This window comes from Paenibacillus yonginensis (assembly GCF_001685395.1).
GTDB classification, from domain to species: domain Bacteria; phylum Bacillota; class Bacilli; order Paenibacillales; family Paenibacillaceae; genus Fontibacillus; species Fontibacillus yonginensis.
The window spans coordinates 2,925,022-2,937,532 of the sequence record NZ_CP014167.1 but is presented as its reverse complement, the minus strand read 5'-3'; the positions used below and the strand labels follow the sequence as shown (position 1 = coordinate 2,937,532).

Sequence of the window (12,511 nt, the reverse complement as noted above, 5' to 3'; positions counted from 1 at the left end):
AATAACAGTTATATTCGATATTTCGAATTTCGACGAAGGGACAAAGTACTTCAACCCCACTACCACAGAGAGGAATTCCGGAACCGCAAGGAACGTACAACGTTCGGATTGCGGGGCAGGCTGGAAGAATTCCGTAGATGATTGAACGAAAGACCTCCTGGAGAACCTGCGGCGAACCTTGCAGTAGCCGTATGGCGTAGACGGGCGTTAACCGTGTTAAAGCGACTGGTTGCAGGTGGTTAGGCAATCGGCCGGAATGTGGGTGGCACCACGGGTGACTAAATAATCAGGTCCCTCGTCCCTGTTGCGTTAAGCATCAGAGGCGGGGGATTTTTTATATGGTAAAAATTCAAGTTTCCTATACCGAGACAAGAAAGTGGAGGAACTAACGATGGCTTTTCAAAAACCGACAGGCACTCAGGATCTGCTTCCGGGTACTGTAGAGAAATGGCAGTTCGTAGAGGAAAAAGCACGCGATTTGTGCCGCAGATTTAATTACCGGGAAATTCGGACGCCGATTTTTGAGCAAACTTCCCTGTTCGAACGCGGCGTCGGCGAAACTACGGACATTGTTGAGAAAGAAATGTACACGTTTGAAGATAAAGGCGGACGGAGCATGACGCTTCGTCCGGAGGGGACTGCCGGCGTGGTCCGTTCCTACGTTGAAAATAAACTGTACGGTGAACCTGATGTGAGCAAGCTTTATTACATCGGTCCGATGTTCCGGTATGAACGTCCGCAGGCAGGTCGTCAGCGCCAGTTCCATCAGTTCGGGATTGAGGCGTTTGGCGCCACGGATCCGGCGATTGATGCCGAAGTGATCTCCTTGGGTTATCAGTTCTGCATCGAGCTGGGCCTGAAAGGCGTCAAGGTGGAAGTGAACTCCGTCGGCAATGCCGCCGTACGGGCCGCTTACCGCGAGAAGCTGCTGGACTTCCTGCTGCCGATGAAGGACAGCTTGTGCAAGGACTGCCAGTCCCGGATTCACCGGAATCCGATGCGCGTGCTGGACTGCAAAACGGACCAGGAGAAATTCGTCAACGCGCCGTCGATCCTGGATAGTCTGGATGAGGAGTGCAGCACCCATTTTGAGCAGGTCAAAAAGTATCTCGACGAAATGGGCGTTGATTACGCCGTAAATCCTCGTCTTGTTCGCGGTTTGGACTACTATACGCTTACTGCCTTTGAGTATAAAGCGCAAGGCATCGGCGCTATTGACACTGTGGGCGGCGGCGGCCGCTACAACGGCCTCGTCGGCGAAGTCGGCGGTCCGGACCAGCCAGGCATCGGGCTTGGCATCGGCCTGGAGCGGATTCAGCTCATCCTGGAAAACCAAGGCGTGGAAGTGCCGGCAGTCAAGCCGCTGGACGTCTACCTGGTAGCGCTGGGCAAAGCGGCCGAGCAGGAGATCACCAAGCAGCTGTTCAAGCTGCGGCAGGCCGGTTTCTCGGCGGAACGCGATTATCTGGGCCGGAAGATGAAAGCCCAAATGAAATCAGCGGACCGGATGCAGGCGCGCTACACGGCGATTCTGGGCGACGACGAGCTGTCGCGCGGCGAAATTGCGCTGAAGTCGATGGAGAACGGCGAGCAGAGAACGGTGAAGCTGTCCGAGCTGGCTGATGAGCTGAAATAAATTGTGAAGCGCCATATGAAATGAAGCTGAAGAAATGAAAAGTAAATGGTTTAGATCAATCAAATTTATATAAAAGGGAGTTAATTGTATGTCTAAGACAAGGACACATCATTGCGGCCAGATCACAGAGGCCCAAATCGGAGAAACGGTAACGCTGAACGGCTGGGTGCAGACCCGCCGCGACTTGGGGGGCGTATTGTTCATTGACCTGCGCGACCGCAGCGGCATTGTACAGATCGTTTTTAACCCGGCTTATTCGGGCGAAGCTTTGACCATTGCCGACCGTGCGCGCAGTGAATACGTGTTGTCCGTGACCGGCAAAGTCGTGAAACGCAGCCCTGAAACCGTCAATCCTAACCTGCCTACAGGTGAAGTGGAAGTGCAAATTACGGAAATCGAAGTGCTGAACACGGCCAAAACCCCTCCGTTCTTTATTGAGGACGGCATTGAAGTCGACGAATCGCTCCGCCTCAAATACCGTTACCTGGACCTGCGCCGTCCGGAAATGCAAAATACACTTCGGTTGCGTTCCAAAGCTTCGAAGATTTTCCGCGACTTCCTGGACGAGCAAGGATTTTTTGAAGTTGAAACGCCGATTTTGACCAAAAGCTCTCCGGAAGGCGCACGCGACTATCTCGTGCCAAGCCGGGTGCATGAAGGCGAATTTTTCGCCCTGCCGCAATCTCCGCAGCTGTACAAACAGCTTCTGATGGTCAGCGGCATCGAACGTTATTTCCAAATCGCCCGCTGCTTCCGCGACGAGGACCTGCGCGCCGACCGCCAGCCTGAGTTCACCCAGGTTGACCTTGAGACCTCCTTCCTGAGCCAGGACGAACTGCTGGGCATGATGGAGCAGCTGATGGCCCGCCTGTTCAAAGAGACGATCAACGTGGACATTCCGCTTCCGTTCCAGCGCCTGACTTATGCCGAAGCAATGGACAAATACGGCTCCGACAAACCGGACCTGCGTTTTGGCCTTGAGCTGATCCAAGTAAGTGACCTGGTGGCAAGCAGCGGTGTGAAGGTATTTGCCTCCGTAATCGAAAAAGGCGGCGAAGTCAAAGTGCTGAACGCCAAAGGCTGCGGCACCTGGAGCCGGAAAGAAATCGACGACCTGGGGCCGTTTGCGGCCCGCTATGGCGCCAAAGGTCTGGCCTGGATTCAAGTTAAGGAAGGCGAGTTCAAAGGCCCGATCGTGAAGTTCTTTACGCCTGAAGAAATCGAAGCCCTGAAGGAACGTACCGGTGCCGCAGAAGGCGACCTGCTGCTCTTCTCTGCCGACACGAAAAAAGTCGTAGCCGACGTGCTTGGCGCACTCCGCCTCAAAATCGGCAAACAGCTTGGGCTGATCAACGAAAACGAGTTCAAATTTGCCTGGGTAGTAGACTTCCCGCTGCTTGAGTGGGATGAAGATGCCAAACGTTATGTAGCGCTGCACCATCCGTTCACGCGTCCGCGCGAAGAGGATCTGCATCTGCTCGATACGAACCCTGACCAGGTGCTGGCACAAGCCTACGACATCGTGCTTAACGGCTATGAAGTGGGCGGCGGTTCCATGCGGATCTACAAACGTGAAATCCAGGAAAAAATGTTCGCAGCCCTCGGCTTGTCGCAAGAGGAAGCGAAAGACAAATTCGGCTATTTGCTGGATGCCTTCGAATACGGCACGCCTCCGCATGGCGGTATGGCCTTCGGCCTCGACCGTCTGGTGATGCTGCTGTCCGGACGCACGAACCTGCGCGAAACGATTGCATTCCCGAAAACGGCAAGCGCCACCGACCTGATGATGAACGCGCCGTCCGAAGTCGATCAATCCCAGCTTGAACAGCTGCACATCAAATTGGCGCCAACGGTGAAGAAAACCGCTGAAGAAGCCAAGGCTTAAGCAGGCAGGATCGGAAAAAGGAGGAACATCATCCCCATGCGCAACCAATTTTCAAGAACGGAGCTGGCTATCGGCGCCGAAGGCATTGAGGTCATGCGAAACAGCACCGTCGCCGTACTCGGCGTCGGCGGCGTCGGCTCTATGGCCGTCGAAGCGCTGGCCCGCGGCGGGATCGGCCGGATTATCATGATCGATAAGGACACGGTCGACATCACCAACGTCAACCGGCAGATTCCGGCGCTGACCACTACGGTCGGCCAGAAGAAAGCCGACGTTATGCTCGATCGGGTGAAGCAGATTAATCCCGACTGCGATGCGATTGCTTTGAATATGTTCTATACGGAGGAAACGTACGAGCAGCTGTTTGAGCTGAAACCGGATTATATCATCGACGCCTCCGACACGATTGTGTACAAAATCCATTTGATCAAGGAATGCCTGAAACGGAACATTCCGCTGATCTCCAGCATGGGCGCGGCGAACCGGATGGACCCGACCAAATTCCTTGTTGCGGATATTTCCAAGACGCATACGGACCCGATGGCCCGTGTCATCCGCAACAAGCTGCGGAAAGAGGAAGGCATCAAAAAAGGCGTTAAGGTCGTCTTCTCGACCGAAACGCCGGTGAAGCCGCGCAAAGAGGTTACGGAGAAAATCGTGCCGGAAAACGCGCCGGAAATCCGCAAGGCGAAGCAGCCGCCGGCGAGCAACTCTTTTGTACCGCCAACTGTTGGTCTGATTATGGTCAGCGTGGTTGTAAGAGAACTGCTGGAAGCGGCCGAAAAGAATAGGAACAAAGAATAGAAACAAAGCTTAGAAGAACAGCAGCAAAGCGTCAAAGAAATTAAAACACCTTCAAGAGAATGCAGCCATGTCGTAAGACAGGGTGACCATCTTGGAGGTGTTTTTGCGTTGGCAGAGGCAGCAAACGTTGATCATGGATTTTCACAATGTTTATACTTATATTCAAGATTTATCCCCTTCACTGGAGCACAGCTGTATTGAATAAACTGCCCCCTTTCTTTTTTATAAAAGTATCTCGCCGAGGGTTCATCAGAGAAAATGACAGAAGCGCTTATTACAGGTGCCTTGCTGATATGGGTTGTTATTTTTTTGACTTCATTGCTAGAAAAACCTTTATCATGAATTAAATAGTTGGAGACTTCGTTTTTGAAAGAAAAACTTTGATAGTAAACAAAAAGAAAAATCAAAATGAACAAGAATAAACTTATCGAGAAGAACACTTTGTTCAAAGGATCACCTTCTCAGTATTTTTTGAGCAGGCTTACTGCTTGGGCGATTGCGTGCAACTTCAGATCTAGTTCTTGGAAGCAATATTTTCTTTATTCGTATCTGTAAATTACCTTAAGGCCACACGAGAAGTCAATGCATGGCGAATTTAAGACATGACGGTTGAGGGAGTAACCCGATTCATGCGGTACCATTTTCCCCTGCCAAGTGATATAATGGATGTTCTTTGGTTCAGGAGCAATTGACCTGTCGCCATAAGACCCATACCAATCTTAGGAGGTAACTGAAATGGACGATTTTCAAAGTGCCTATCAAGAGGAAAAGGAACACCTGGACCGAACGTTAGCCACGATCGAAGCCGAATTGGCGAGATTGCGGGCGGTGCCTGTCTACACGGGCAATGATTACACGGAACAGGTGCTGGAATCGGGCAGGGAATCAGCGCGCAGAGGGCTGGCCCAGTCGGTGCAGGAGCCTTACTTCGGACGGCTGGATTTTGAAGAGAAAAACGGAAATCGCATGCCGCTTTACATCGGCAAAAACGGGGTAGGCGGCGAAGGCGAGAAGCCGCTTGTCATTGACTGGCGCGCTCCGGTGGCCAGTTTGTTTTATTCTTTTACCGGAGGGGACTCGGCTTCCTATGAAGCGCCTGAAGGATTGATTGAAGGCCTTGTTTATTTAAAAAGGAACGTCATGATTCGCAAACAGATCCTCGAACGGGTGGTGGACACCTATAACCGGGATGACGGCGGCCCTGCCGTCTCAGATGAATTTTTGCTGTACCGTCTCGGGGAGAACAAGGATAACCGGCTGCGCGACATCGTGTCGACGATTCAGGCCGAGCAGGATCAGATCATCCGTGCCGCCCGCAATACGGCGCTGATTATTCAAGGCGTGGCGGGAAGCGGCAAAACGACGGTGGCCCTCCACAGGCTGGCTTACCTGCTTTATCAATACAAGGAACAGATTGCGGCAGACCGGATGGTCATTTTTGCGCCGAACCGAATGTTTATCGATTATATTTCCGACGTGCTGCCGGAGCTGGGCGTGGGCGATATTCAGCAAAATACGTTCAGCGACTGGGCATCGGATGTGCTTGAGCTGGATGAAACGCCGATGGATGGGCCCGATGAGCTCGGAAAGTGGTTCGAGCTAAGAAAAGGGTTCGATCAGCCGGGCGCAGGCCGCTTGGACGATCAGCTATTGCCGGGGCGTTTCAAAGGTTCGATGGTTTTCCGGGACCTGCTGGAGGAAACGGTCAAGCGGCTGGAGAGATATTGCCTGCCTGAGGGGGATTTTTCTCCATGGGACGGTGCGGTATTGAAGGAAACAAAGATCCGTCAGTGGTTTGATGAGGAATATAAACCTTATCCGCTGGTCCGCCGGAAGGAACGGACTTTGGCGCGGATTCACCGCTGGATCGAAATGGAGCTGAAGAAAGCCCCGTCGGCAGCTGCTCTTAAGGATCGCAAGAAGAAAGCTTCCCAGCGTGAAAAAACCTACGCCAAAAAATGGCCGGACCTGTCGCCGGCTGCCGTTTACAAAGCGTTGTTCGGCGCGAAGAAACTCGCCGGTGCAGCGGAGCCGCTGCAGGCCGAGCTGGATGAACTGGCTCAGCAAATCCCGCAGCCAATCCTGAAGCAGACGTCAGGCGATTTGAAAAAGAATAAATTCCGGGAAGAAGACCTTGCCGGATTGTTATACCTGTTCGCCACACTGGATGAAATCCGCGGCGGGCAGCGGTTTGACCACGTCGTGATTGACGAGGCGCAGGATTTTTCCCCGCTGCAGGTGGCGGTGCTGGACAAATTCGTCAAAGGGCATTCCTTTACGATTCTGGGCGATTTGTCGCAGGGCATCCACTATTATCGGGGCGTACGGAAATGGGAAGAGATGCAGAGTTTGTTCACGCCTGAAGAAACGGCTTATTTTGCGCTGACGCGCAGCTACCGGTCGACGATGGAAATCATCTTGTTCGCGAATGAAATTCTCAAACGCGGCGTCGATACCGAGCTGCTGGCCGTGCCGGTCTTCCGCAGCGCGGAGCCGGTACGGGTGCTGAGCATCGATCTGACGGACCGCGTGAAGTGGATTGCCGCCGCGCTTGACCGCGTCATGCAGGGGCCTTACCGGACGGCGGCGCTGCTGACCAGAACGCTGCAGGAGGCGGAAGAGCTGCACGCTGCTTTGGCCGGGCTTGGCAAGGAGCTGAATCTGATCGACGGCCGCAGCAGTGAGTATCAAGGCGGGATGTCGGTGCTGCCGGCTTATTTGTCCAAAGGCCTGGAGTTCGACGCCGTCCTGGTCACTGATGTAGATAAAGAGCATTACGGCGAGCAGGACGCCAAATTGCTGTACGTCGCCTGCACCCGTGCGCTGCATGAGCTGTGGCTGCTGTCCTCCGGCGAACTGCCGCCTTATGTCGCAGCAGAGGATCCGGAGATCGCTTTGACGGTGTGGCCGGAGGAGAAAAAAGCTTAGAATAGAAGCTCGAAATAAAAGTTTAAAATAAAAGCCTAAAATAAAAAGCTTAAACGGACGAGATTCGAGAGGTCCGCATACTTGCATAAAAAACTTAAGCCCTTGCGCTTCCCGTCGTGGAAAGGCAAGGGCTTAAGTATATTCGTGCGCCGCACAGGGGCCTGCTTCTCTTCGGAACCCGATTACGAAAGAGGGGGGCAGAGCTTGCGGCGCTCTATTTTTGATGAATAAAAAGGTATTTGTCATGTGCATTGGATTATTTATGCGCGCCTACTGCGGCTGTGGCCGCCGCCCGTTGGGCTGAGCGCATTTTGGTAAGGATCTTACGGATGCTGTCGATCGACAGATGGTAGGACTCGGCGAGCTCCTCCACGTCGTTCCCCGCACAATACGAACGGTAAATTTCCTCGTTCCGACGCGCAATCAGTTTGCGCGAGCCGCTGATTTCACCCCAGAGGGCGCGTTTCTTGTCACATTTCGGAATGTAGACAAGTTCGCCTTGTATGTAATCCTGAAGTTCTTTCAGCAGCCTAGGGGGAAGCACATCCTTCCCATTTTTGTAGTTCACGTTTCATTTCCTCCTTAAAACATTGTACGGCGGTTGCAACGATTGTCTTGTTAAAAGTGGTCATGTTTACGCTTCCTCCTTTCGGTAATTTTGGAATTGGTGAAACCTTTAATGATGGATTTATTATAAATGAAATTGTATGCGGATGGTAAAGAACTTTTTTGGAAGTAATAAGGGAGGCCTTTGGGGCCTCCCGGAATAGCGGCTTCCGCTGTTAGGCGGAAACCACCTCATATGCTGTATTCAAATCGATCAACTCCTTTCCCAGCGATTTGCCCGGCCGGACACTTATTATTAACTCATATCCCCGGAGGAAAGGAAAGTGAAAGAATGTTTATAAACATTTATTGCGAAAATGGCTGCCGGGTGACTTGGAGAAAGACCGAAGGTGCTACTAAAACCGGGCTTTAGGGGAAGCGGAAGCGGAATTTGCGGACATGTATACGTTATCTCCGGAGATTTCTTTCACCCTGCGGTATGATAGAATAAGAAGGAGTATTTAGCGCGCTTTTCCATTAAAAGTTAAGGAACTCTTATTTTATAAATGCAACTTAAGGAAGTGACGGATGACATGGATTTGTTTTCTTATAGCGAGCAGCCGGAAGCCGGGATGGGTCTGTTAGCCGACCGGATGCGGCCGACAACGCTTGATGAATATATAGGACAGGAACATATTATCGGCAAAGGCAAGCTGCTGCGCCGGGCGATCGAAGCGGATCAGGTGTCCTCGATCCTGCTCTACGGGCCGCCGGGCTGCGGCAAAACGACGCTGGCGCACATCATTTCCCGGCATACGCAGGGAGAATTCGTGCGCCTGAACGCGGTGGACGCTTCCGTCAAGGACGTCCGCGAGGTGATTGACCGGGCGCAGGATGCCAAAGCGCTGTACGGCACCAAAACGATTTTGTTCCTGGACGAGGTGCACCGTTTTAACAGCGCCCGCCAGGATGCTTTGCTGCCCGCCGTGGAGCGGGGCACGATCATCTTTATCGGCGCGACGACGGAGAACCCGTTCCACTACGTGAACGGGGCCTTGCTGAGCCGCTCGACGCTGTTCCAGCTGGAGGCCTTGACCAAGGAGCACTCGCTCGCCGCGATGCGGCGGGCGCTGGTGGACGAGGAGAAAGGCCTCGGCTTTATGCAGCTGCGCGTGGACGAGGAAGCGCTGCTGCATATCGCGTCCATGGCGAACGGCGATATCCGCCGCGCCTTGAACGCGCTGGAGCTGGCGGCGCTTACGACGCCGCCGGAGCAAGACGGCACCGTCCACATTACGCTGGACGTGGCCGAGGAATCGATCCGCCGCCCGATCGTCAAGGCGGATGAGTCTACGCAGTACGATGTACTGTCTGCGTTCCACAAGAGCATCCGCGGCTCCAGCGACGCCGCGTTGTTCTGGTTTCTCTACGCGGTAGAGAAACTGGGCATGGACCCGATGGTGTTCCTGCGGCGGCTGATCGCCGCCGCCAGCGAGGACATCGGGCTCGCCAACCCGCAGGCCATGGTGCAGGCGGTCAGCGCGCTCGACGCTTACCGGACCAACGGATGGCCTGAAGCCCGCCTGAACATCGCGCAGGCGATTTTGTTCGCGGTAGAAAGCCCGAAATCGAACGCCGTGGTAATGGCGATTTCGCGGGCGATGGACGCGATGGACGAGCTGAAGTCGGCGGAAGTTCCGCTGCATCTGCGGGATGCCCATTACAAAGGGGCGGTGAAGCTGGGCCATGTCGGCTACCAGTACCCGCACCATTTTCCGGGGCATTATGTGAAGCAGCAGTATCTGCCGGACAAGCTAGACGGGATGAATTTCTACCAGGCTACCGAGCAGGGCAGCGAAGCGAAGATCAAACATAATCAAGAGCTGCGCCGCAGACAGGATGGGCAGTAACCGGGAAAGTAATCAATCTGGGCTGACGGCAGCCTGGTCGGGTTTTTGGGCGCATTTGGTTCGGAACCGAGGAGGATCCGCCACACGCTTTATCTGGTGGTCGGAATTTTACAGTCTTACAGCGGTCAGGGGATTGGGACCCGTCTTTTTGCAGAGATGGAGAAGTGGGCGGCCGATCACGATATTCACAGGCTGGAGCTGACGGTGATGGCCCATAACGAGCGGGCGCTGGCCTTATACCGGAAGGCAGGTTTTGAGGTCGAGGGTACCAAAAAAGATTCTATTTATGTCGATGGGCAATATGTGGACGAATTCTATATGGCGAAGCTCATTTAAACAAGCATGAATCATGGGTGAAGTGTAGGGTTCCAGGATTATGTTATCACCGCATCCCAATTCTTTCGGCTTTTACATCAAAAAGAGGTGTCCCTGAAGTAGTCCTTGGAACACCCTCCATAACCAAATAGGATATTATTCGTAAGAACCAAGGAGCCAAGCGATCTATTTTCACTTAGCTCTTTGGTTTTTTTTTGCGTTCAGGGCAGCCCTATTGCGTAAATTGTAGGCAAGGGAAAGTCAAGAGTATGATATATATAAACAAGCTAAAAATGGAGCAGGATATACGTGATTATTATATCATAATAATACAAAATCAGGCGGACAAAATAAAATATTGATTATAGTTAAAATTTGAGTTCTTTGCTATTGACAAACAACTCAATAAATCTATACTTTAATATAACAAATGAGATCGCAAAAGTAACATGTTTGGAGTGGGGTTGGAACCCCCAATTTTTTTCAAAATAAATGAAAACGCTGTCAAACTTTGCGATTTGGTGAGGGTGATTTTTTTCAAACAAATATATACCTTTATCTGTTTGTCATGCAGCACACTGTCATTAGGTATTTTTGAATAAATAAATGGGGGTATGCAAATGGTTGGTTTTAAAAGGCTGCTGAATCAACAGGGTTTTAGACTGTTTCTTATGTCTTCGCCGCTGTTGATCCTGGTATTTGTATTTTCCTACATGCCGCTTTATGGATGGATCTACAGCTTTTATGATTACAAAGCGGGCAGGGATTTGTTTTCCACTGATTTTGTCGGTCTTAAAAATTTCAAAATGATGTTTACAGACCATTACGCGGTAACCAATATTTTACGTGTCATGAAAAACACGCTCGGAATGAGCTTTCTGGGCATCGTGACCTCTGTGTTTCCTATGATCTTCGCCATACTCCTATCAGAGATAAGAAATCTGCGATTCAGAAAAACCATTCAGACATTGGTAACCATCCCAAATTTCATCAGCTGGGTTCTGGTTTATTCCATTGCTTATGCCATGTTTTCTACCAATGACGGCCTTCTAAACCGAATACTGATCAATAACGGAATCCGGGATGAAGGCATCAATTTTCTGGCATCCGGTAATCATGTATGGCTTACCATGCTGGGTTACGGAATATGGAAGGGCCTGGGCTGGGGCGCAATTATATATATTGCCGCATTGACCAATATTGACGCTGAACAGTATGAAGCGGCCAGGATTGACGGGGCGGGCCGGTTAAAAATGACTTGGCATATCACGATTCCAGGCTTGCTGCCCACCTTTTTTGTTCTTTTATTGCTGTCGATCGGCAACCTGCTGAATAACGGGATGGAGCAATATTTCGTCTTCCAAAATGCTATGAATAAAGACTCCATCGAGGTTTTGGATCTTTATGTCTACAATCAGGGAATGGTGGGATACGATTATTCTTTCGCTACCGCAGTTGGCATGCTGAAATCGGTAGTCAGCGTTTTGCTGCTGTTCTTTGCAAACTTCCTGTCGAAGATCACCAGAGGGGAATCCGTCATGTAATTCTAAATGAAAGGAATGAAGGATTTGAAGTACAAATTAACAACGGGTGATTATGTTTTCAATTCTATCAATTATGTAGTCTTAACGTTATTTACTCTTACTTGCGTGATCCCGTTTTATTATCTGTTCATCAATACAATCAGCGATAATACGCTGGTGACAAAAGGTCTTATTGTCTGGCTGCCCCAAGGGATTCATTTTGCAAACTACATTCAGATCCTCAAAATCGACGGGCTGTTCAATTCCGTCCTGGTTTCAGTCGGAAGAACGGTTTTGGGAACGGTGCTGACTTTGGTAGGCACGACGTTTCTGGGCTATGCCTTTAGCAGGCCCGAATTCTGGAAAAGAAAGATATGGTACCGTTTTGTCCTGATTACCATGTATTTTAATGCAGGAATTATACCGTGGTATATCAATATGAAGAACCTGGGGCTTTTAAATAACTTTTTAGCCTATATCATCCCGTCTATTGTAGCTCCGTTTTCCCTGATTTTGTTCAAAACCTATGTAGAGAGCATTCCCTCGTCCCTGGAGGAATCGGCGGATATGGACGGAGCGGGATATATGACCAAATATGCACGGCTGATCATGCCGTTATCCAAGCCGATTGTCGCAACCCTGGCTGTATTTTCTGCAGTAGGCCAGTGGAATTCATTTACCGATACGCTGTTTTTAATGACGGATCCGAAATATTACTCCTTGCAGTATATGCTGTATCAGTATTTGAATGAGTCCAATGCGCTGGCAGACTCGCTGAGACAAGCGGCGGCGGCCGGTTCACAGGTAAATCTGGCCACGGTTTTAACGCCGACAGGCGTCAAAATGACGATATCGATGGTCGTCGTGATCCCTATTTTATGTGTCTACCCATTTTTACAAAGGTATTTTGTAAACGGTATCATGCTCGGAGCTGTTAAAGGATAACAACATATGTAATTCCCTA

The 12,511-nt window shown here is 51.1% G+C and carries 9 protein-coding genes; 8 read left to right on the top strand and 1 reads right to left on the bottom strand.

What is annotated here, in order from left to right:
• The first annotated feature begins 391 nt into the window (after window positions 1-391).
• The 4 genes from hisS (at window position 392) to AWM70_RS13265 (ending at window position 7,253) form a co-directional block, all read left to right on the top strand.
• Window positions 392-1,636 (top strand): histidine--tRNA ligase, encoded by a 1,245-nt coding sequence (gene hisS, locus AWM70_RS13285; RefSeq protein ID WP_068697142.1) that lies wholly within the window; start codon window positions 392-394, stop codon window positions 1,634-1,636.
• A gap of 88 nt (window positions 1,637-1,724) precedes the next feature.
• Window positions 1,725-3,521, top strand: a complete 1,797-nt coding sequence (gene aspS / locus AWM70_RS13280) for an aspartate--tRNA ligase (RefSeq protein WP_068697139.1) — start codon at window positions 1,725-1,727, stop codon at window positions 3,519-3,521.
• Window positions 3,522-3,557: 36 nt separating this feature from the next.
• A complete protein-coding gene (locus tag AWM70_RS13275; protein ID WP_068697137.1) occupies window positions 3,558-4,325 on the top strand; it encodes a tRNA threonylcarbamoyladenosine dehydratase in 768 nt (255 codons plus the stop codon).
• 735 nt (window positions 4,326-5,060) lie between these two features.
• On the top strand, window positions 5,061-7,253 hold the full coding sequence (locus tag AWM70_RS13265) for a HelD family protein (protein WP_068697135.1): 2,193 nt from the start codon (window positions 5,061-5,063) through the stop codon (window positions 7,251-7,253).
• A 256-nt stretch (window positions 7,254-7,509) separates the two neighbouring features.
• Here the strand turns inward: AWM70_RS13265 and AWM70_RS13260 are convergent, their stop codons facing one another.
• Window positions 7,510-7,821, bottom strand: a complete 312-nt coding sequence (locus tag AWM70_RS13260; protein WP_068697133.1) for a CD3324 family protein — start codon at window positions 7,819-7,821, stop codon at window positions 7,510-7,512.
• 571 nt (window positions 7,822-8,392) lie between these two features.
• On the opposite strand from AWM70_RS13260, the gene AWM70_RS13255 reads away from it, so the two are divergent.
• The 4 genes from AWM70_RS13255 (at window position 8,393) to AWM70_RS13240 (ending at window position 12,492) form a co-directional block, all read left to right on the top strand.
• Window positions 8,393-9,709 carry a replication-associated recombination protein A gene (locus AWM70_RS13255; protein WP_068697129.1) on the top strand — a complete coding sequence of 439 codons (1,317 nt, stop codon included), beginning with the start codon at window positions 8,393-8,395 and terminating at the stop codon, window positions 9,707-9,709.
• Between the two features lie 45 nt (window positions 9,710-9,754).
• Window positions 9,755-10,045 carry a GNAT family N-acetyltransferase gene (locus AWM70_RS13250; RefSeq protein ID WP_335582133.1) on the top strand — a complete coding sequence of 97 codons (291 nt, stop codon included), beginning with the start codon at window positions 9,755-9,757 and terminating at the stop codon, window positions 10,043-10,045.
• Window positions 10,046-10,695: 650 nt separating this feature from the next.
• Window positions 10,696-11,568: an ABC transporter permease gene (locus AWM70_RS13245; RefSeq protein ID WP_206093352.1), complete on the top strand. Its 873-nt coding sequence runs from the start codon at window positions 10,696-10,698 to the stop codon at window positions 11,566-11,568.
• Window positions 11,569-11,574: 6 nt separating this feature from the next.
• A complete protein-coding gene (locus tag AWM70_RS13240) occupies window positions 11,575-12,492 on the top strand; it encodes a carbohydrate ABC transporter permease (RefSeq protein ID WP_237167710.1) in 918 nt (305 codons plus the stop codon).
• The last annotated feature ends 19 nt before the right edge of the window (window positions 12,493-12,511 follow it).

What these genes read in the sequence shown, in the direction of transcription:
- AWM70_RS13245 (WP_206093352.1), top strand. Translation starts at nt 10,696, where the DNA reads ATGTCTTCGCCGCTGTTGATCCTGGTATTTGTATTTTCCTACATGCCG.
- aspS (WP_068697139.1), top strand. Translation starts at nt 1,725, where the DNA reads ATGTCTAAGACAAGGACACATCATTGCGGCCAGATCACAGAGGCCCAA.
- AWM70_RS13240 (WP_237167710.1), top strand. Translation starts at nt 11,575, where the DNA reads ATGAAAGGAATGAAGGATTTGAAGTACAAATTAACAACGGGTGATTAT.
- AWM70_RS13265 (WP_068697135.1), top strand. Translation starts at nt 5,061, where the DNA reads ATGGACGATTTTCAAAGTGCCTATCAAGAGGAAAAGGAACACCTGGAC.
- AWM70_RS13255 (WP_068697129.1), top strand. Translation starts at nt 8,393, where the DNA reads ATGGATTTGTTTTCTTATAGCGAGCAGCCGGAAGCCGGGATGGGTCTG.
- hisS (WP_068697142.1), top strand. Translation starts at nt 392, where the DNA reads ATGGCTTTTCAAAAACCGACAGGCACTCAGGATCTGCTTCCGGGTACT.
- AWM70_RS13275 (WP_068697137.1), top strand. Translation starts at nt 3,558, where the DNA reads ATGCGCAACCAATTTTCAAGAACGGAGCTGGCTATCGGCGCCGAAGGC.